Source organism: Desulfovibrio aminophilus DSM 12254, from assembly GCF_000422565.1.
Classification (GTDB): Bacteria; Desulfobacterota; Desulfovibrionia; order Desulfovibrionales; family Desulfovibrionaceae; genus Aminidesulfovibrio; species Aminidesulfovibrio aminophilus.
On the sequence record NZ_AUMA01000015.1, the window covers coordinates 15,806 to 34,226 of the forward strand.

The 18,421-nt window shown below is 67.9% G+C and carries 19 protein-coding genes; 10 read left to right on the forward strand and 9 right to left on the reverse strand.

Going from position 1 to position 18,421, the window contains the following annotated elements; translation table 11 throughout:
* The first annotated feature begins 114 nt into the window (after window positions 1-114).
* Entirely contained in the window at window positions 115-1,179 is a 1,065-nt protein-coding gene (gene corA, locus H587_RS0110110; RefSeq protein WP_027176168.1) for a magnesium/cobalt transporter CorA, read from the forward strand.
* A gap of 58 nt (window positions 1,180-1,237) precedes the next feature.
* The gene (locus H587_RS0110115) at window positions 1,238-2,647 is read left to right on the forward strand and encodes a tetratricopeptide repeat protein (RefSeq protein WP_027176169.1); all 1,410 of its coding nucleotides are present in this window, start codon (window positions 1,238-1,240) and stop codon (window positions 2,645-2,647) included.
* Here H587_RS0110115 and H587_RS0110120 read toward each other — a convergent pair.
* Complete coding sequence (locus H587_RS0110120; RefSeq protein WP_027176170.1) at window positions 2,535-3,389, reverse strand: tRNA (adenine-N1)-methyltransferase; 855 nt, start codon at window positions 3,387-3,389, stop codon at window positions 2,535-2,537. The genes H587_RS0110115 and H587_RS0110120 overlap by 113 nt on opposite strands.
* A gap of 42 nt (window positions 3,390-3,431) precedes the next feature.
* Between H587_RS0110120 and H587_RS18150 the strand changes: the two genes are divergently transcribed.
* Window positions 3,432-4,391, forward strand: coding sequence for a radical SAM protein (locus H587_RS18150; protein ID WP_051202645.1), 960 nt, complete (start codon window positions 3,432-3,434; stop codon window positions 4,389-4,391).
* A 298-nt stretch (window positions 4,392-4,689) separates the two neighbouring features.
* Window positions 4,690-4,977, forward strand: a complete 288-nt coding sequence (locus tag H587_RS0110130; RefSeq protein WP_027176171.1) for a hypothetical protein — start codon at window positions 4,690-4,692, stop codon at window positions 4,975-4,977.
* 106 nt (window positions 4,978-5,083) lie between these two features.
* Here the strand turns inward: H587_RS0110130 and H587_RS0110135 are convergent, their stop codons facing one another.
* The 8 genes from H587_RS0110135 to H587_RS0110170 form a co-directional block, all read right to left on the reverse strand.
* Window positions 5,084-6,988, reverse strand: a complete 1,905-nt coding sequence (locus H587_RS0110135; protein WP_027176172.1) for a DUF2207 domain-containing protein — start codon at window positions 6,986-6,988, stop codon at window positions 5,084-5,086.
* Between the two features lie 10 nt (window positions 6,989-6,998).
* Window positions 6,999-7,556 carry a LemA family protein gene (locus H587_RS0110140; RefSeq protein ID WP_211219501.1) on the reverse strand — a complete coding sequence of 186 codons (558 nt, stop codon included), beginning with the start codon at window positions 7,554-7,556 and terminating at the stop codon, window positions 6,999-7,001.
* 63 nt (window positions 7,557-7,619) lie between these two features.
* Complete coding sequence (locus H587_RS0110145) at window positions 7,620-8,471, reverse strand: DUF169 domain-containing protein (RefSeq protein WP_027176174.1); 852 nt, start codon at window positions 8,469-8,471, stop codon at window positions 7,620-7,622.
* A gap of 57 nt (window positions 8,472-8,528) precedes the next feature.
* A complete protein-coding gene (locus H587_RS21255) occupies window positions 8,529-8,999 on the reverse strand; it encodes a MarR family winged helix-turn-helix transcriptional regulator (RefSeq protein WP_051202646.1) in 471 nt (156 codons plus the stop codon).
* 235 nt (window positions 9,000-9,234) lie between these two features.
* On the reverse strand, window positions 9,235-9,915 hold the full coding sequence (locus H587_RS0110155; RefSeq protein WP_027176175.1) for an ABC transporter ATP-binding protein: 681 nt from the start codon (window positions 9,913-9,915) through the stop codon (window positions 9,235-9,237).
* Window positions 9,916-9,927: 12 nt separating this feature from the next.
* A complete protein-coding gene (locus tag H587_RS0110160; protein WP_027176176.1) occupies window positions 9,928-11,103 on the reverse strand; it encodes an ABC transporter permease in 1,176 nt (391 codons plus the stop codon).
* Window positions 11,104-11,115: 12 nt separating this feature from the next.
* A complete protein-coding gene (locus tag H587_RS0110165) occupies window positions 11,116-11,574 on the reverse strand; it encodes a DUF2318 domain-containing protein (protein WP_027176177.1) in 459 nt (152 codons plus the stop codon).
* Between the two features lie 76 nt (window positions 11,575-11,650).
* Window positions 11,651-12,157 (reverse strand): periplasmic heavy metal sensor, encoded by a 507-nt coding sequence (locus tag H587_RS0110170; protein WP_027176178.1) that lies wholly within the window; start codon window positions 12,155-12,157, stop codon window positions 11,651-11,653.
* A 540-nt stretch (window positions 12,158-12,697) separates the two neighbouring features.
* Between H587_RS0110170 and H587_RS0110175 the strand changes: the two genes are divergently transcribed.
* The 6 genes from H587_RS0110175 to dsrP are packed head-to-tail and all read left to right on the forward strand — an operon-like array spanning window position 12,698 to window position 18,415.
* Complete coding sequence (locus tag H587_RS0110175) at window positions 12,698-13,255, forward strand: RsbRD N-terminal domain-containing protein (protein WP_156904517.1); 558 nt, start codon at window positions 12,698-12,700, stop codon at window positions 13,253-13,255.
* Window positions 13,256-13,301: 46 nt separating this feature from the next.
* Entirely contained in the window at window positions 13,302-14,336 is a 1,035-nt protein-coding gene (dsrM, locus tag H587_RS0110180; RefSeq protein ID WP_027176180.1) for a sulfate reduction electron transfer complex DsrMKJOP subunit DsrM, read from the forward strand.
* 36 nt (window positions 14,337-14,372) lie between these two features.
* Window positions 14,373-16,019 carry a sulfate reduction electron transfer complex DsrMKJOP subunit DsrK gene (gene dsrK / locus H587_RS0110185; RefSeq protein WP_027176181.1) on the forward strand — a complete coding sequence of 549 codons (1,647 nt, stop codon included), beginning with the start codon at window positions 14,373-14,375 and terminating at the stop codon, window positions 16,017-16,019.
* A 6-nt stretch (window positions 16,020-16,025) separates the two neighbouring features.
* Entirely contained in the window at window positions 16,026-16,409 is a 384-nt protein-coding gene (gene dsrJ, locus H587_RS0110190) for a sulfate reduction electron transfer complex DsrMKJOP subunit DsrJ (protein ID WP_027176182.1), read from the forward strand.
* Window positions 16,406-17,179 carry a sulfate reduction electron transfer complex DsrMKJOP subunit DsrO gene (gene dsrO, locus H587_RS0110195; protein ID WP_027176183.1) on the forward strand — a complete coding sequence of 258 codons (774 nt, stop codon included), beginning with the start codon at window positions 16,406-16,408 and terminating at the stop codon, window positions 17,177-17,179. The genes dsrJ and dsrO overlap by 4 nt, the downstream gene beginning before the upstream one ends.
* A 9-nt stretch (window positions 17,180-17,188) precedes the next feature.
* Complete coding sequence (gene dsrP / locus H587_RS0110200; protein ID WP_027176184.1) at window positions 17,189-18,415, forward strand: sulfate reduction electron transfer complex DsrMKJOP subunit DsrP; 1,227 nt, start codon at window positions 17,189-17,191, stop codon at window positions 18,413-18,415.
* Window positions 18,416-18,421: the final 6 nt, after the last annotated feature.

An 18,421-nucleotide genomic window follows, 5' to 3' on the forward strand; every position in this document is an offset into this window, starting at 1 on the left:
ACCCTTTCCTGCCTTTCCATGAAGCGGCGAAGTCGCCTGCCTTTCCCTGATGGGGCGAAGCCCCCCTTCACTTTGGGGGGGATTTGTGGGACAGCGGGGACCGGGAGGTTCGTCATGCGCGCATTCCATCGCCGCAAGCCGGAATCCGTGGGCCAATCCCCGGGACTGCTGGTCTACGTGGGCCAGGACCGGGACTTCGCGCCCGCCGTCTCCTGCCTGACCTTCAACGCGGCCGAGGTGAGCGAGGCCTGCCGGGAGCTTCCGGCGCTCCCCCCGGAGCCCGAGGAGGGCCGGGTCCGGCTCATCAACGTCATGGGCGTGCACGAGCCCGACCTGGTGCGGCGCGTGGGCGAGCACTTCGGGCTCTCGCCCCTGACCCTGGAGGACGTCCTGGACACCACCCAGCGGCCCAAGGCCGAGGAGCTGGACGGCGGGCTGGTCTTCCTGGTGCTCAAGAACGTGGACTACGTGATCGAGAAGTACGAGCTGCTGGAGGAGCAGGTCTGCGTGGTCTGGGGTCCGGACTACGTGCTCACCTTCCAGGAGAGCGCCCAGAACATCTGCGAGCCCATCATCCAGCGCCTGCGCCGGGGCCGGGGCCGCATCCGCACCTCCGGGCCGGGCTACATCGTCATCGCCCTGCTGGACTCGATCATGGACCGGGTCTCGGTGACGCTCGGCAAGATCGCGGCCGAGGCCGAGGAGTTGGAGGACGAGCTGGCCGAGAACCCGGACGAGAGCACCCTGCACGAGATCTACCGGCTCAAGCGCGAGATTCTCTTCCTGCGCAACGCGGTCTGGCCCATGCAGGAGGTCCTGGCCCAGCTCTCCAGCGAGGACGTGGGCGAATTCAACGAGGCCTGCGGCGCCTATCTGCGCGAGGTGAAGGACCACACCGCCAAGGTTGTGGACGAGGTCAAGACCCTGCACGACCTGCTCACGGCCATGCTCGACCTGCACATCTCCCTGGCCGGGATGCGCATGAACCGGATCATCAAGTTCCTCACCGGCATCGCCACGATCTTCATCCCCCTGACCTTCCTGGCCGGGGTCTACGGCATGAACTTCAAGCACATGCCCGAGCTGAACTGGGAATACGGCTACTACGCCTCCCTGGGCCTCATGGCCGTGGTGGGCGTGGGCATGGCCGTGTTCTTCGCCAGGAGGAAATGGTTCTGATCTGACGAAAACGGCGGGTTTCCGGCCCGCCGGGCGAAACCTCATCCCCGGAGACCTCATGCGCCCGCTTCGCCCGCTCCTTGGTTGTCTTTCCGCGTTCCTTTTCGTGCTGTCCACCGCCGCCCCGGCCCTGGCCGGGCCGCTGGACGACGGCCTCGCGGCCTACAAGTCCGAGGACTACGCCACGGCCGCGCGGCTGCTCACACCCGAGGCCGAGGCCGGAGGAGTGGAGGCCCAGTACGTCCTGGGCATGATCCGCAAGTTCGGGCTGGGCCGGGACAAGGATCCGGCCGGCGCGGCGGAGTGGCTGCGCAAGGCGGCGGACCAGGGCCACGCCGGGGCGCGCTACGAACTGGCCCAGATGTGCCTGCACGGCAACGGCCTGCCCCAGGACGACGCCGAGGCCGCGAAGCTCTTCGAACTGGCCGCGAACCAGGGCCTGGCCCGGGCCCAGACCAACCTGGCCGGACTCTACGGCCTGGGCCGGGGCGTGCCCAAAAGCCAGGGCCGGATGCTCTACTGGTTCGAGCGGGCGGCCGGAAGCGGCGACACCCTGGCCATGGTCAACCTGGGCGACGTCTACGCCAACGGCGTGCACGCCCCGAAGAACACGGTGGTGGCCACGGGCTGGTACCGCAAGGCCGCCGAGGCGGGCGACGCCCTGGGCGAGTTCGCCCTGGCCGAGATGCTGCTCAAGGCCCCCACGGTCACGGAGCGCCGCAAGGGCATGACCTGGCTGCGCAAGGCCGCCGGGCACGACCAGCCGGACGCCCAGTACCGCCTGGGCCAGGCCTACGCCGCGGGCCAGGGAGTGAAGGCCGACGCCGAGACGGCCAATTCCTGGTGGCGCAAGGCCGCCGAACAGGGCCACTCCGGGGCGCAGTACAACCTCTGCATCTCCTACGACAAGGGCCTGGGCGCGCCGCGCGACCTGAAGAAGGCCTGGGAGTGGTGCAGGCGGTCCGCGAACCAGGGCGACCCCGCCGGGCAGTACGAGACGGCGGCCATGCTTCTTGCTGGCGAGGCTCCCCGCGAAGACCCCGAGCTGGCCGTCCGGCTCCTGGAGGCGGCGGCGGAGCAGGACTACGGCATGGCCTGGTACGGCCTGGGCGAACTGCAACGCCAGGGGCTGCACATGAAGAAGGACACGGAAAAGGCCCTGGCCTCCTACCGCCGGGCCCTGGAGCTGGGCTATCAACCGGCGGCCGAGCGTCTGCGCGGGATGGAGGCGGCCCCGGCGAAGAGGTGGGGGAGGCTTGCTTCCTGGACGTTCCGCGAAACAAAACGGCGGCCCCTCGCGGAGCCGCCGTGGCGTGATCTGATTCGAGCCGGAGCGACCGCCCCTCCCGGCCTTTCTATGAAAGAGGCGAAGCCTCGTCCTCGTCCGGGTCCATTTCCGTGGGGTCGACCTCCGAGGCGTCGGTTTCGGGCAGGAGCAGGGGCTCGGGCTTCTCCATGTAGCGGGTGAAGATGAGGAAGCCGGTGTGGGCCACCATGCGGTCGTCGGGCCGCAGGCGGTCGGCCACGGGCTTGTAGCGCCGCACGAGGATCTCCAGCACCTCGGTCTCCACGAAGGGGCCCTCGTCCAGGCCGCGCAGCAGGTCGGAGACCTGATTCGTGGTCGGCAGGAGGAAGCCGCACATGGCCCCGGGCAGCACGGCCTTGGGGATGTGCTGGAGGTAGAGCCAGGGCTCGCGCACGTCCAGGAACAGGGCGTCCGCGCCGGTGTGCTTGAAGCCGTTCTCGATGTCCTGGTTGACCTGCTCCACGCGGTGGAGCAGCCCCACGCGGTCGAGGTTCTTCATGGCCAGCTTGAAGAAGTCCTCGCGGCGCTCGTAGGTGTAGACCTTGCCGGTGTCGCCCACGAACCAGGCCAGGGCCAGGGTCAGACCGGCCGAGCCCGTGCCGGACTCGATGACCGTGCTGCCCGGGCCGATGCCGAGTTTGAGCAGCACATAGCCGATCTCCTTGGGGTACATGATCTGGGTCTGGCGCTTGACCCCCTTGATGAGGTCGTACACCGTGGGCTTGAGCACGAGATACGGCTTGCCCAGATGGGTGCGGGCGCAACCGCCGAACCCGGCCTCGGCCACGTCGTCCAGGAGGAGCTTGCCCTCCTGGGTATGGACCTCGTTGCCCGGGACGAGCTTGTGCATGTAGCGCTTGCCCTTGGGGCTGATGAGGATTACCAGTTGTCCAGGTTGAATCATGCGCCCTGCCTACCGGCACGGCCTTCCGGAGTCAAGCCCGCCATGTACCGCTACGTATTCGGACCCGTTCTCTCCGGCCGCCTGGGCCGTTCGCTGGGCCTGGACCTCCTGGGGTCCAAGGTCTGCTCCATGGACTGCGTCTACTGCGAGGTCGGCCCCACGACCATCCGCACCCGCGAACGCAAGCCCTGGGCCGCGCCCCGGGACATCCTGGCCGAACTCCGCTCCTGGAAGGCCGAGGGCTTCGACGACCCCGACGTGGTCACGCTCGGCGGCTCGGGCGAGCCCACGCTCAACTCCGGGCTGCCCGAGATCATCGCGGGTTGCCGGAGCATCCTGCCCGGCGTGCCCGTGGCCGTGCTGACCAACTCCAGCCTGCTGCCCGACCCGCTCGTGCGCCGGGAATTGGGCGCGGCGGACATGATCCTGCCCTCCCTGGACAGTCTGGTGGAGGAGGAGTTCCAGGCCGTGAACCGGCCGCACCGGTCCCTGCGCCTGGCCGAGATCGCCCGGGGCATCCAGGATCTGCGTCGGGAGTTCCCCGGACGCCTCTGCCTGGAGGTGCTTCTGGTCAAGGGCTACAACGATTCCGGGAAGAATCTCGACCTGCTGCGGGACTACTGCGCGGAGCTGAAGCCCGAACGGGTGGACGTGGTGACCCTGTCCCGGCCCGGCACCCTGGACTCGGCCGAGGCCGTGGACAGCCACACCCTGGGACTCTGGCGCAAGGCCCTGGGGACGCAGGCCGCGCCTTCCAGCCCGGGCGCCAAGGCGTCGGCCTCGGCCCGGCTCACGGAGAACCGCCTGTGCGAGGCGCTCGCCGCCAGCCTGGCCCGTCGGCCGCAGACCCTGGCCCAGTTGGCCGGGGCCCTGGGCGCGGACCCGGGCGTGGTGCGCAAGGCCCTGGAACGCATGGTCCGCGAACGCGAGCTGGACGCGATCGAGTCCGACGGCCAGATCTTCTACTCCCGCCCCGGCGTCGCCCCCTTCGGGGGATTATAGAAAGACGGGGGAGGGCGGCCGGAAAAGGATCGCCCATGTTCACGCTCGGCCGCCAAGAGTCGTTTCCGTTGGGACGTCTCCGCCCGCTGGAAATGAAAGAGCCGCTTTTCCCGAATCCCCGGGTCGCCCGCGTGAAGCGGCCCGGGATACTGCCCGCGCGCTTATCCTCTCGCTGCAACGGGAGTCGAAAAAAGCGGCAAAAAAACGTAACGCGTGGGCGGGCCAACGTCAATGCGGCCCCCGCGCGCGTCGTCCCGTGGGGCCTCTCAGTTGTTCCGGCCGGAACGAGGGGAAAAACATGCTGAACCGTGAAGACATCGCCCGCCGCAAGCGTCTGGGACTGCGCATGTGCCGCCTTCGTCAGTACGAGGAAGCCTGGATCACCCCCCGCGCCGTCGGCAAGGCCGGGCGCACCCGGGTGCCGTGTTCCTGCGCGATGTGCGGCAATCCGAGGCGCAACCGGAAGGGCAAGGACCGCCTGACCATCCAGGAAAGACGCTCCGCCCCCTTCGGGGGATTATGGAAGGGCGGGGGAGGGGTCATGGAAAGGCCCGGGAGGGACAGCGCCTTTCCGTCTTTCTCATGAGGGCCGAAGGCCCCCCCTTCGGGGGATTATGGAAAGACGGGGGAGGGGTCATGGAAAGGCGGGGGAGGGACAGCGCCTTTCCGTCTTTTTGAAGAAGGGCGAAGCCCTACCAGCCGCCGCCACCGCCACCGCCACCACCGCCGCCGGAGCGGCCGCCGCCGAAGGAGCCGGAGCGTGAGCCCGGGGCCGAGCTTCGCGACGCGGCCGAGGCCGAGAGGGCCGGGCCCAGGGAGGAGGAGAGGTCGCGGGAGAGTCCGCCCGGTCCGCCGCGCCAGTGGCTTCCGGCCCAGGTGGGCGAGTAGTCGGCCGGGTTCCGCCCGGCGGCGCGCAGGCGGTCGGCGAAGCGCTCGGCCCACTCGTTTTCCACGTCCAGGGCCAGGGCGTGGGGCAGATACTTCTCGAACACTTCCGGGGTCAGGTCCGGGGGATTGAGCGCCTCCAGACGGTGCTGCTCGGCCACGGAGAGGAAGAGCCGGAAGCCCTCGATGCCGTCCATGAGCTTGCGGCCCGCCACGCTGGGGGCCTTGAGCAGATGGGCGAAGAGCACGTTCAGGCAGACGGCGGCCAGGAAGACGAGGGCCGTGGGGAGTCCGGCGGCCCGGGCCAGGATGCCGAGGCCGATCAGCTCCCCGGTCCAGAAGGGCAGGGCGAAGAGCAGCACGGGCAGCCCCTTGAGGAAGCCGACGCGGAAGGCGTCGCGGGCGCGCAGGGTGAGGGTCCAGACCCCGGCGGTCCAGCCGCCCAGCCAGAGGGCCAGGAATCCGGCCTGGATGCGTTCCTCGGCCGCGGGCAGGAACAGGATCACGGCCGCCAGGGTCGCCAGGGTCAGCCCCAGGCCGGGCAGGAGCCAGCGGCGATTCTCGCGGAACCCCAGGCGGGCGGAGACGCGGGACAGCTGGGAGCGCAGGACGGCCTCGGCCCCGCGCACGTCGGCGTTCTGGCCGCCCAGGGCCAGAGGGCCGGGGCCGCTTAGGAAGAGCCGGTCGAGCACGGCGCGTTCCTCGGGGGGCAGGTCGGCGGGCGTGTCGGGGGAGCGGACCAGGGACCAGGGGGCCGGGCCGTCGATGCTCAGGGCCTTTTTCGCCGCCAGCGAGAGCACCGTGACCGCCAGACAGGCGCGGTCGCAGCCCATGCGCCAGAGCACGCGGCAGGCCGCCGGGGAGAGCCCGGCCGGGGGCTCGAAGAGCGGCGCGATGGGGCCTTTGGCCGGGTCGCGGCCGACCATGTTCCAGGCCATGAGATAGTAGATGAGCACCGCGACGAATCCGGCCAGGGCGGCGCCCGCCGAGGCGTCGGCGGCCAGCAGGTCGCGGACCTGTTCACGGGTCGTGGGTTCGGCGACGAAACCCTTGGGCCAGGCCGTGGTCACGGTCAGGCCCTCGCCCGGCGGCAGGGGGCGGAGGGTTTCGAAGACCGCCCGGCCGGGCTCGAGACCCACGCGGGCGTCCTGTGCCGTGGAGCCCTCGGGGCCGGTGTAGGCCTGGGCGTCGAGGATTTCCGCCCCGGCGGGCGGCTCCACCACGGCCCGGGCCGAGAGGATCGGGAAGAGCCAGCCGTTGCCGGTGACGTTCCAGTAGATCTCGTCGTATTCCTTGAAGAAGCCGATCTGGCGGTCGGTGACGTAGCGCAGCACCCAGACGCGTGTGCCGCGTTTGACCAGGGTGTCCTTGGAGCCCAGGTACACGCGGCGGCCGCCGGGGATGCGCTCTTCATGCCAGGACTCGGGCCGCCCGTCGCGCTCGGCGGATTTGACCGCGAAGCCCACCCGCGCCGCCCGGCCCCGTGGACCGGCGTAGTCCGTGGGAAAGTCGCGGTAGATCCCGTGGCGGATGCGCTCGCCCTCGACGCGCACGCGCAGGGTCTCGGTGACGTCCAGGGAACCGTTCTCCAGGACACGGACCCGGCTCTCGTAGGAGAGGATGGCCTCCTCGGCGTGGGCCGGGAGCGCGTGAAGCAAAGACAGGGAGAGGGCCGCCAGGGCGGCGAGGGAGAGGAACAGGACGCGCCGCACGGGGGCCCGCCTACTTGAAGGACACGTCCGGGACCGCGCGGTCGGCCGCGTCCTCCAGCTCGAAATATTCCACGGTCTGGAAGCCGAAGGCCCCGGCCACGAGGTTGTTGGGGAAGGACTCCACGGCGATGTTCAGGTCGCGGGCCGCGCCGTTGTAGTAGCGCCGGGCCAGCTGGACATGCTCCTCCACGTTGGTCAGCTCGCCCTGGAGCTGGCGGAAGGAGGCGTCGGCCTTGAGCTCGGGGTAGGCCTCGGCCACGGCGAAGAGCCCGGTGAGGGCCCGGCCCAGCTCGGCCTGCACGCGGCCCTGCTCGGCCGCGCCGCCGCCGGAAAGGCTTTTGGCGCGCAGTTCCGTGACCCGGGCCAGGGCGGCCTGCTCGTGCCCGGCGTAGCCCTTGACCGTCTCCACGAGGTTGGGAATGAGGTCCGCGCGCCGCTTGAGCTGCACGTCGATGCCGCTCCAGGCCTCGCGGACCATGTTCCGGCCGCGCACGAGCCGGTTGTAGACGAACACGAGCCAGAGCAGCACCAGGCCGGTGGCGCCCAGCAGGATATACAGGATGGTCATGGCCCCTCCGACGGTTCCGGCCCCGTTATCCGCCATACGCGGCGGGGTGTCAAACGCGGCGGCTCAGGCGCGCGCCGCCTCCGTCCCGTCCTCGCCCCAGGTCCGGCGGCTGCGCAGGGCCTTCTTGCGCGGTCCCTCCCAGGACTGGTGGGCCAGGAAGGAGTCGGGCCAGGCGTCGAGCATCTTGCGGAACAGGGACCAGGGCGCGGCGAAGGTCAGCTCGTCCACCTTGAGGAACTTGCGGCAGGACGGGTCCGGGCCGCCGACCACCGCGCGCTCGCGGCCCTGCTCCAGGTAGCGCAGGGGCCAGGCCAGGATGCTCGCGCAGCCCGCGCCGAAGGGCAGGGCCACGGCCTCCACGTCGCCGGTGGCGAAGCAGGCCAGTTGGCAGAGACCGCCGAGCACCTCGCCCCGGGCGAAGAAGACGACCACCTCGGGCTCCTCGCCGGGCTCCAGCAGGGACAGGGGCTTGAACACGCAGACGCGGGCGGGCGCGGGCCGGGGCGAGAGGGCGTCGAAGTAGCCGCGCACGGCCTCGGGCGAGGGCAGGTAGCGTTCGCCGGGGGCCGCCTGGGGCGCGCCCGTGGACACGTAGCGGGCGATGAATTCCAGTTGGGGCGCATGGAAGCCGCAGTGGAACGAGGCCCCGGGACAACCGTAGCGCTCGGCCGTGAGCCAGGCGGGCAGGCCCTTCTTGCGGGACATCCAGACATTGCCCAGGACGCAGGAGAAATTCTCGAACACGGCCTTGAAGTCGATGGCCCCGGCCTGTTCCAGCTCGGCGGAGATGGGCGGGCCGGGCTTGGGCGCGAAACCCAGGGCCGGTTCGCGGTCGGAGTAGAACACGCCGACGGGCTCCTCGGCCCCGCCCAGGGCCTCCAGCAGTCCGTCGAGCCGTTCGCGCAGGTCGTTCATGGCCGTTCTCCTCAAGGGGTTCAAGGACTGTTCGACGTCCGCCGCGACGGGAGGGCCTCAGGTCCAGCCCGTGGGCGGGCCCGGCGGCCCCTCCAGTCGGTCCAGCAGGTTCTCCAGCACTCCGCAGGCCCCGTCCAGGCCCGCGTCGTCAAGGCCCTTGGCCAGGGTCGTGCCGCGCCGGGACCAGACCGCGCCGATCTCCTCCAGGGTCGCCCGGCCCAGCGGAGTCAGGGAATAGACCGGGGCCCGGGCGTCCGCCGGGTTCTCCCGGCGCTCCAGCAGGCCGCGCTCCGCGAGGATTCGGGCCTGCTTGGCCGCGGCCTGGCGGCTCATGCCCATGCGCCGCCCCACTGCCGCCGCCGTGGCGGAACCTTCGGCCAGGCTCACCGCGCCAAGCGCCTTCCATTGCGCGGCCGTGACGCCCCAGGGCGCGGCCAGCCGGTCGCCGTCGCGGGTGATGGCCTGCTGCGCCCGGAAGACCAGCAGGGTCAGCCGCGACAGCGGGGTGAGGGATGCCGTCGGTTGCATGGTTTTGACACTGCCTTATCGACAACCAGTTGTCAACCGGCTTCGCCGGTTTTCAGAAAGGCGAAGAGGGACGAATACAAGAGCTTCTCCACCTTTCCATGAATCGACGAAGCCGGGGGCCGCATCGGACGGATGCGGCCCCCGGTTGCGGAGGGGAGGGGGAGAGGAGATTTTGTCGCGGCCGGGGACGCGGCCCGGTGTTCAGAGAGGCGGAACAGCCCAGCCGCCCTCTTTCTCAACCGTCTTCTAAAGTGCGGCGAAGCCGTCCGTCTTCCATGAAGACGATTTCGTCGGCCAGGGCGGCCCATTCCTGGTCGTGGGTGACCATGACCACGGCCAGCCCTCCGTCGGCCAGGGCGCGCAGGAGCTCCATGACGCCCCGGCCGGTGGCCTTGTCCAGGCTGCCGGTGGGCTCGTCCGCGAAGAGCACCCGGGCGTCCTTGACCAGGGCCCGGGCGATGGCCACGCGCTGCTGCTCCCCGCCGGAGAGCGCTCCGGGCAGGCGGTCCTCCTTGCCGGAGAGCCCGACCCGCGCCAGACAGGCCCGGGCGCGGTCGCGCTGGGCTCCGCTCACGGAACGGAAGCCGGTCATGAACGGCAGGAGGGTGTTCTCCAGGGCCGTGAGGTAGGGCAGGAGGTGGTGCTGCTGGAAGATCACGGCGAAGTCGCGGCGGCGCAGGGCGTCGATGGCGGATTCCGGCAGGTCGGCGAGGTCCGCGCCGCGCCAGGTGAGGCCGCCCGCGTCGGGCCGGGTCAGGGTGGAGAGCACGTTGAGCAGGGTGGACTTGCCCGAGCCGGAGCGGCCCACCACGGCGATGAAGCGGCCCTCGGGCACGTCCAGGGAGACCCCGCGCAGGGCCGGGGCGTCCAGCCCGCCGGAGCGGAAGGTCTTGGCGATGTCGATGGCGCGGAGCACGGGTCGGACCTCCTAGAGGGACACCAGGGCCTGGGAGGGGTCCACGCGCGACGCCTTCCAGGCCGGGAAGAGGGACGAAAGCACGCTGACCAGGGAGATGGCCGCCGCGGTCAGGGCCAGGGCCGCGAGGCTGAAGCCCGGGGTCACGCCCTCGGCGTGCAGGGCCGAGAGGATCGGCCCGGTGGCCGTGAAGCCGAACAGGTGGCCCGCCAGTCCCGAGGCCAGGCCCAGGAGCAGGGCCTCGAAGCTGAACAGGGAGAACACCGCCCCCCGGGAGAAACCCAGGGAGCGCAGCAGGCCGATCTCGCGCACCCGCTCGTTGACCGAGGAGAGCATGCTGGCCGCGACCATGGCGCAGGCCGTGAGCAGGATGACCAAGCTCACCGCCAGGGCCATGTTCTTCACGAAGTGCACGGAATACATGCGCTGCTCCACCACCTGGCGCAGGGCCTTGACCTCGGTGTGGGGCAGGGCGGCGGCGAGCTGGGCCACGATGTCCTCGATGGGGCACCCGGCGCAGAGCGCGGCCACCTCCAGGAGGTTGGCCTTGCCCGGCAGCCCGGCCAGGGACTGGGCCAGGGGCAGGGTGGCGAAGGCCGCGTTGTCGTCGTCCCCGCCGGTTTCGGCCAGCACGCCGGACACGGTCAGGTCGCGGCCGGATATGCGCACCGCGCCGCCCGGGGCCAGGGGCCCGGCGGCTCCGCCCAGGCGGACGGCCGCATGGGAGCCGAGCAGGATCTGGGAGTCCGAGGCGGGCCAAGTCCCGGTCAGGCTCCAGTAGCCCTTGAGCAGCCGCTCCCGGTCGAAACGCACGCCGACCACGGCCAGGGCCGTGCCGTCGGACTCGGCCGGGACCACCAGCTTGGGCGCGACCACGCTCACGTTCTCGCGCAGGGCGAGGCCGTCGATGGCCTTCTGGGCGGCGGCCTCGTCCAGGTACTCCAGGCCGTAGAGCATGTCGCCCAGGGCCAGGCCGCCGTAGCTCACGGTGAGCTTTTCCGATCGCGGGGTCACGAGGATGTTCGCGCCGTAGGCCGTGAGCTTTTTTTCGAGACTTTCGCCGACCACCCGGGAAACCCCGAAGAGGGCCGTGATGGCCGCCACGCCCAGGGTCAGGACCAGGGCCAGGAGCAGGTTCTTGAGCGGTTTGCGCCGCAGGTTGCGCAGCGGGATGGTGCAGAGGTTCATCTGTGCGCGGTCCTAGAAGTATCCGGCTCCGGCGGCGATGTCCGCGACCCTGATGACCAGATCGCCGCCCTCCACCGTCCGGTGCAGGGGCGCGGGATTGCAGCCGCCCTTGACCTCGTTGATGCGCGCGATGTGGAAGCGTTGGCCGCAGTTGTTGCAGACCATGTGTTCGCCGTCCTGGGAATAGCCCTTGCGCTCGGCGTAGCACACGTCGCAGGCGTCGAAGGCCGCCCGGGTCACGCCGTCGCGGCTCTGGACCACGAAGAAGGGCACGTTCTTGCCGTCCAGGTTCAGGGCGTAGCGACGGGCCGCGCCGTCTCGGAACTGGTCCAGGGACAGGCGCACCACGCCGTTGTCGGGCTGGACCATGCGCGGGCCGGTTTCGAAGAGGCCGAAAAAGGCGTGGGCCACGCCCGCCATCCCGAGGATGAGCAGGAGCAGGGTGAAGCGGAGGAGAAAACGTTTGGTCATCTGACGCCTCCGGGGGCGGGGGGGGAGATGTGGACGGAGGCCGGGAAAGCTCCCGGCCCGCCGTCCGAAGGGGCGTCTACCAGCGGCCGCAACCGCCGCCGGCGCCCATGCCGTAACCGTGGCCGTAGCCGTGGCCGTAGCCCATGCCGGAGCCGCGACCGTAACCCATGCCGTAGCCGCGGCCGGGGCCCATCTCGATGCCGGTCTCCTTCTCGACCTTGGCCCGGAAGGCCTCGCCCTGGTCGAAGAGCTTGCCGCGCAGGGTGGTGATGTCCTTGGCCAGGGTGCGCACGGCGTTCAGGTCCGGGCTCTGCTGACGCTCAACGGCGTCCAGCTCGGCCTGCTTGACGAAGAGTTCGTCGCGCAGGGGCTGCACGGCCTTGCGGTGCTCGGCGAAGAGCTTGTCCACGGCGGCTCGCTTCTCGGGGGTGAGCTGTGTGTACTGGTCCATCATGCCGTAGCCGGGGCCTCTTCCGTACATGCCGTGTCCAGGGCCTCCGAAGGCGTAGGAAGCGGCGGCCAGGCCGAGCACCATGCTCAGGGCCAAACCCACGTACCAGGCGGAACGGGTGGCGGTCTTCATCGTGAAATCCTCCTTGGCCGGGTGAGCGGCCGTTTGTTTTGTCCTGGATGAAGCATGGACCGTGCCAACGATAAAAATTAAATAATATCAATGGATAAGAATATCATATGCGAAGCACGATGTGCAATATCCAGCACATGAATTCATGCAACATTCTGCACATTGCGCTGGTTCGGACGGGAACGGGCGAAGAAGGGGAGGACGGCGCTCCGGAGGACGTGGGAGGAAAGACGCATGCCGATGGTCCTTAGCGGCCGCGACGCGGGCGGCCGGGGAGGTGCGCCCCAGGGGTGACGAACGATGTTCACGTCCCGGGGACGTCCGGCCGGAGCCCACCGTCTCGGGGGCTCGGGAAGAATGACGCTCGCGGCTCGGAATCCCTCCCGCACCATCGGGAAATCCCGGAAAACGGATTGACCTTTTGCCTTTCGTCTGAAATAAGGGCGGTGTTCAACCGTGTGAGATTTCACGACCTCCGACACGAAAAATACTGACGACGCGGACGCGGGCCTTCGGGCGCCGCGGCTGCGGTGGCGCGATATGGCACGGACCGAGGATCAACGGCGTTTGCCCCTCCTGGAGCAGCTCGCATCCCAGGAGGAGCCGCTGGTGACCCGCTGGGTGGAGCTTATTTTCGGCACCTACCCGGCGGAGACGCAGAAGGTCTGGAAGGCCAACCGGGATCTCTTCGAGAATCCGGTGGGCCAGGCCATCCGGGCGACCGCGGCCGAGGTCTTCTCCCTGCTTCTGTCCTGGGAGGACGCCGACGCCCTGTGCGCCGCGCTGGACCGTCTGGTGAAGATCCGGGCGGTGCAGGATTTCGCGCCGTCGGAAGCCTTGAGTTTCGTTTTTCTGTTGAAGAAGGCCCTGCGCGAGGCCCTGGCCGACGAACTGTCGGCCCAGGGGCGGCTGGCCGAGCTTCTGGCCTTCGAGACCCGGGTGGACAACATGGCCCTGCTGGCCTTCGACGTCTACTTCCGGGACCGCAAGCAGATCTATGAGCTGCGGGTGAAGGAGATCAAGCTCGCCCACCGCAACATCATGCGCAAGGCGGGTCTCGTGCTGGACGTCGCGGCCGAAGAGGCCGTCAAGGCATAAGTGGAGGGCCCGGGGCGGGCCGAACACTCAAACGAGGTGACGGGAGATGAATGCATTGTACTCGCTGGTTTTCGTCTTTGCCTTGGTGCTGATCCCGTTGATCGGGGTCGGGGCGGCAAAGCTGAACGTCTTCTTCGGCATTTGCATCCCCTCGACGGCGCTCCTCGTCTTTTTGGCGGGGTTCGTCTGGAAGGTGTATGGCTGGGCCAAACGCCCGGTGCCGTTCCGCATCCCCACCACCGGCGGCCAGCAGGAACCCTATGACCCCACGCTGTTCAAGCAGAACAAGTGGGACAACCCCTCCACGGGTCCGCAGACGTTCATGCGGATGCTCCTGGAGGTGCTCTGCTTCCGTTCGCTGTTCCGCAACACGGCCGTGAAGCTGGACGTGAAGAACAACGTCGTGGCCTACGCCTCTTCCAAGTGGCTCTGGCTCTTCGCCATCTTCTTCCACTACTCCTTCTTCATCATCGTGGCCCGGCACATGCGACTGTTCCTGGCCTCCGTGCCGCTGCCCATCGAGTGGCTGGAGTTCGGCGACGGCATCATGCAGATCGGCATTCCCCGGATGTACATGAGCGACATCCTCATCCTGGCCGGCCTGTTCTTTCTCCTGGCCCGCCGCCTGGCCGATCCGAAGATCCGCTACATCTCCCTGGTCAACGACTTCTTCCCGCTGTTCCTGCTCCTGGGCATCTCGCTCTCGGGCATCTACATGCGCTACTTCGCCAAGGTCGACGTCGTGGCCATCAAGGAGCTGGTGGTCAGCGCCCTGCAGTTCAACTACAAGATTCCCGCGGGCATCGACAACAGCTTCTACGTCCATCTCTTCCTGGTGAGCGTGCTGCTGGCTTACTTCCCCTTCTCCAAGCTCATGCACGCGGGCGGCGTCTTCCTCTCGCCCACGCGCAACCTGCCCAACGACACGCGCATGAAGCACCACGAGAATCCCTGGAACGACAAGGGCATCATGCCGCACAGCTACGAACACTACGAGGACGACTTCCGCGAGCCCATGTACGAGGCCGGCCTGCCCCTGGAGAAGCTGCCCGAGGGCGCCGAGGAAGAGGCCAAGGCTTAAGCGAAGCTCAACACAGCACCCGGAGAGAGAAACGATATGGCCAAGTTCTCCAAGAAACCGATCGAGTTGTTGCAAAGCATCGACTACACGCCGCCGCGCACGGACTGGATGTCGACGCCCAATGACTTTTCCATGGGCCGCTGGGCCTACCCGGCCAAGCCCGAGAAAGTCGAATACCTCATGCACGAGCTGCCCGGAGTGTTCGCCAACCCGCGCGAGTGGAGCCCGGGCGACGTGGACTGGAAGCTGCCCTCCAACTGGAAGGACATCGTCCACGAGGGCTTCAAGGAACGCCTGGACAAGTACCGCTCCCTCAAGCTCTTCATGGACGTCTGCGTGCGCTGCGGGGCCTGCGCCGACAAGTGCCACTTCTTCATCGGCTCCGGCGACCCGAAGAACATGCCCGTGCTGCGCGCCGAGCTGATGCGCTCGGTCTACCGCAAGGACTTCACCCTGGCGGGCAAGATCCTCGGCAAGCTCACCGGCGCCCGGGTCATGGAAGAGGACGTGCTCAAGGAGTGGTTCCTCTACTTCTACCAGTGCACCGAGTGCCGCCGCTGCTCGCTCTTCTGCCCCTACGGCATCGACACGGCCGAAGTGACCATGATGGCCCGCGAGCTGCTGCACCTCTGCGGCATCAACATCAACTGGATCCTCGAGCCGGTGGCCAACTGCAACCGCACCGGCAACCACCTCGGCATCCAGCCCCACGCCTTCAAGGACATCGTCGACTTCATGCTCGACGACATCGAGACCATCACCGGCAAGCGCGTGAAGTGCCCGCTGAACGAGAAGGGTCATGAGGTCATCTTCATCACCCCCTCCGGCGACGTGTTCGCCGACCCGGGCATATACACCTTCATGGGCTACCTGATGCTCTTCGACGCCATCGGGCTCGACTTCACCATGAGCACGTACGCCTCCGAGGGCGGCAACTTCGGCCTGTTCACCAACGCCGACATGATGAAGAAGCTCAACGCCAAGATGTACGCCGAGGCCAACCGCCTGGGCGCCAAGTGGATTCTGGGCGGCGAGTGCGGACACATGTGGCGCGTGATCAACCAGTACATGGACACCATGAACGGCTACCTGCAGGGCCCCCAGATGCGCACCCCGGTGAACCCGATCACCGGCACGGTGTTCAACAACGCCAAGCAGACCAAGATGGTGCACATCGCCGAGTTCACCGCCGACCTCATCAAGCACGGCAAGCTGAACCTGGACAAGAAGCGCAACGACTACATCCGGGCCACCTTCCACGACTCCTGCAACCCCGCGCGCGGCATGGGCATGCTGGAAGAGCCCCGCTACGTGCTGAAGAACGTCTGCAACCACTTCTACGAAATGCCCGAGAACACCATCCGCGAGCAGACCTTCTGCTGCGCGGGCGGTTCGGGCCTGAACACCGACGAGATCATGGAAATCCGTCTGCGCGGCGGCCTGCCGAGAGGCAACGCCCTGCGCTACGTGCAGGAGAAGCACGGGGTGAACACCATGGCCTGCGTCTGCGCCATCGACCGCGCCACCCTGATCCCCCTGGCCGACTACTGGGCCCCGGGCGTGCGCATCTCCGGCCTGCATGAGCTGGTGGCCAACGCCCTCATCCTGGACGGCGAGAGCGAGCGGACCATGAACCTCCGCCAGGAGGAATTCGAGGAACTGTTTGCCCAGGAGGAGGAATAAATGAAACTGTACAACGGCGGGAGCATCCTGGCCGGCCTGGTCGTCTTCCTGGGCCTGGTCACCATCCCCCTCTGGTTCAACGTCGGCGCCAAGGCGTACTCCCAGCCCCAGGTGAAGCTGCCGGCCAAGGAAAAGGAATGCATCGAGTCCAAGGAGTTCATGCGCAAGGAGCACATGCAGCTGCTCAACGACTGGCGCGACTGGGCGCTGCGCGAGGGCAAGCGCACCTACATCAACTCCAAGGGCAAGGAATACAACATCAGCCTCCAGAACACCTGCATGAAGTGTCACGACAACAAGGCGGAGTTCTGCGACAAGTGCCACAATGACCAGGCGGTCGTCCCTTACTGCTGGGACTGCCATACTCAGCCGGAGGGGTTGAAGAAATGAACCAGAGCAGAAGACACTTCCTCAAGTTCGCGGGACTGACCGCCGTGGGGCTGTGCGCTGGCGCCTCCGGCGTGCTGGCCTCCTCGGGCGGCGGCTCCCCGGCCAAGCCGAACAAGGAGACCCTGCACGCCACGCAGTGGGCCATGGTCATCGACACCCGCAAGCTGAACACGGACGAAGCCATCGCCCCCCTGGCCGCGGCCTGCCACGCCCTGCACAACGTGCCCGACGTGCCCACCAGACAGAACGTGAAGTGGCTCTGGGCCGCATCCATGGAGGAAGCCTTCCCGGACTTCCCCAACAAGTATCAGAGCCCCGAGGTGGAGCACCGGCGCGTGATGCTGCTGTGCAACCACTGCGAGAACCCTCCCTGCGTCCGCGTCTGCCCCACCCAGGCCACCTACAAGCGGCCCGACGGCATCGTGACCATGGACTACCACCGCTGCATCGGCTGCCGCTACTGCATGGCGGGCTGCCCCTTCGGCGCGCGCAGCTTCAACTTCGGCGAGCCCCGGGAACACCTGGACCTGGCCAAGCTGAACAAGGAATACCCCACGCGGATGCGCGGCGTGGTCGAGAAGTGCACGTTCTGCGTGGAGCGTCTGGAAGTGGGCAAGCTGCCCGCCTGCGTGGAGGCCTCCAACGGCGCCATCCACTTCGGCGACCTGTCCGACGAGAACTCCCCGGCCCGCAAGGCGCTCCGGGAGAACTACACCATCCGTCGCAAACCTTCCCTCGGCACCGAGCCGAGCGTGTACTACATCATTTAGGGGGCGGCTATGCTGGAACGTGTTCTCAAGGGAAGTCCCAAATACTACGGCTGGGTGGCCCTGCTGCTCGCCATCATCGGCGTCGGCGGCGCGGTCTACGTGATGCAGCTCATGCAAGGCCTGAAGATCACCGGCATGAGCCGCGACGTGTCCTGGGGATTCTACATCGCCCAGTTCACCTACCTCGTCGGCCTGGCCGCCTCGGGCGTCATGATCGTGCTGCCCTACTACTTCCATCACTATAAGAAATTCAAGCACATGGTCATCTTCGGCGAGTTCATGGCCATCGGCGCCGTGGTCATGTGCCTTGGCTTCATCGTGGTCGACATCGGCCAGCCGCAGCGGATGCTCAACGTGCTCCTGCATCCCACGCCGAACTCCATCCTGTTCTGGGACATGGTCGTGCTCAACGGCTACCTGCTCCTGAACATCGTGGCCGGCTGGGTCAGCCTGGAGTCCGACCGCCTGCGCCTGCCGCATCCCAAGTGGCTCAAGCCCGTGGTCTACGTCTCCATCATCTGGGCCTTCTCCATCCACACGGTGACGGCCTTCCTGTACCAGGGCCTCCCGGGCCGCCACTACTGGCTCACCGCCATCCTGGCCGCCCGCTTCCTGGCCTCGGCGTTCTGCTCCGGCCCCGCCATCCTGATGCTGGTCATGCTCGTCACCGAGCGGGTGACCAGCTTCAAGATGCCCAAGGACGGCATCCGCACCCTGGCCAAGATCATCACCTACGCCATGTGCGTGAACGTCTTCTTCTTCCTGTTGGAAGTGTTCACGGCGTTCTACTCCAACATCCCGGGCCACATGCACTCCATCGCCTACCTCTTCGTGGGCGCGCATGGGCACACCGAGTTGGTGCCCTGGATGTGGACCTTCGCGATCCTGGCGGTGACCAGCCTGGCGCTGCTCATCCCGCCGCAGCTTCGCGACAACCACAAGCTGCTGCCGTACTCCCTGGCCATCCTGGTGGTCGCCACCTGGATCGACAAGGGCCTGGGCCTCTTGATCGGCGGCTTCAACCCCAACCCCTTCGAGCAGATCTCGCCCTACTGGCCCACCGGCCCCGAGCTGATGATCTCGCTCATGGTCTACGCCACCGGCGCGCTCGTGGTGACCTTCCTGTTCAAGATCGCCACGGACGTGAAGAAGGAACTGGGCGTGGCCCAGAAGCTGCCCTGTGGCTGCTCCTCCGAGGACGGCTGCAAGTGCGCCGGCGAGGCCGAGGCCGCCTAGCCGCCC

What these genes read in the sequence shown, in the direction of transcription:
- corA (WP_027176168.1), top strand. Translation starts at nt 115, where the DNA reads ATGCGCGCATTCCATCGCCGCAAGCCGGAATCCGTGGGCCAATCCCCG.
- H587_RS0110115 (WP_027176169.1), top strand. Translation starts at nt 1,238, where the DNA reads ATGCGCCCGCTTCGCCCGCTCCTTGGTTGTCTTTCCGCGTTCCTTTTC.
- H587_RS0110120 (WP_027176170.1), bottom strand. Translation starts at nt 3,389, where the DNA reads ATGATTCAACCTGGACAACTGGTAATCCTCATCAGCCCCAAGGGCAAG.
- H587_RS18150 (WP_051202645.1), top strand. Translation starts at nt 3,432, where the DNA reads ATGTACCGCTACGTATTCGGACCCGTTCTCTCCGGCCGCCTGGGCCGT.
- H587_RS0110130 (WP_027176171.1), top strand. Translation starts at nt 4,690, where the DNA reads ATGCTGAACCGTGAAGACATCGCCCGCCGCAAGCGTCTGGGACTGCGC.
- H587_RS0110140 (WP_211219501.1), bottom strand. Translation starts at nt 7,556, where the DNA reads ATGACCATCCTGTATATCCTGCTGGGCGCCACCGGCCTGGTGCTGCTC.
- H587_RS0110145 (WP_027176174.1), bottom strand. Translation starts at nt 8,471, where the DNA reads ATGAACGACCTGCGCGAACGGCTCGACGGACTGCTGGAGGCCCTGGGC.
- H587_RS21255 (WP_051202646.1), bottom strand. Translation starts at nt 8,999, where the DNA reads ATGCAACCGACGGCATCCCTCACCCCGCTGTCGCGGCTGACCCTGCTG.
- H587_RS0110160 (WP_027176176.1), bottom strand. Translation starts at nt 11,103, where the DNA reads ATGAACCTCTGCACCATCCCGCTGCGCAACCTGCGGCGCAAACCGCTC.
- H587_RS0110165 (WP_027176177.1), bottom strand. Translation starts at nt 11,574, where the DNA reads ATGACCAAACGTTTTCTCCTCCGCTTCACCCTGCTCCTGCTCATCCTC.
- H587_RS0110170 (WP_027176178.1), bottom strand. Translation starts at nt 12,157, where the DNA reads ATGAAGACCGCCACCCGTTCCGCCTGGTACGTGGGTTTGGCCCTGAGC.
- H587_RS0110175 (WP_156904517.1), top strand. Translation starts at nt 12,698, where the DNA reads ATGGCACGGACCGAGGATCAACGGCGTTTGCCCCTCCTGGAGCAGCTC.
- dsrM (WP_027176180.1), top strand. Translation starts at nt 13,302, where the DNA reads ATGAATGCATTGTACTCGCTGGTTTTCGTCTTTGCCTTGGTGCTGATC.
- dsrK (WP_027176181.1), top strand. Translation starts at nt 14,373, where the DNA reads ATGGCCAAGTTCTCCAAGAAACCGATCGAGTTGTTGCAAAGCATCGAC.
- dsrO (WP_027176183.1), top strand. Translation starts at nt 16,406, where the DNA reads ATGAACCAGAGCAGAAGACACTTCCTCAAGTTCGCGGGACTGACCGCC.
- dsrP (WP_027176184.1), top strand. Translation starts at nt 17,189, where the DNA reads ATGCTGGAACGTGTTCTCAAGGGAAGTCCCAAATACTACGGCTGGGTG.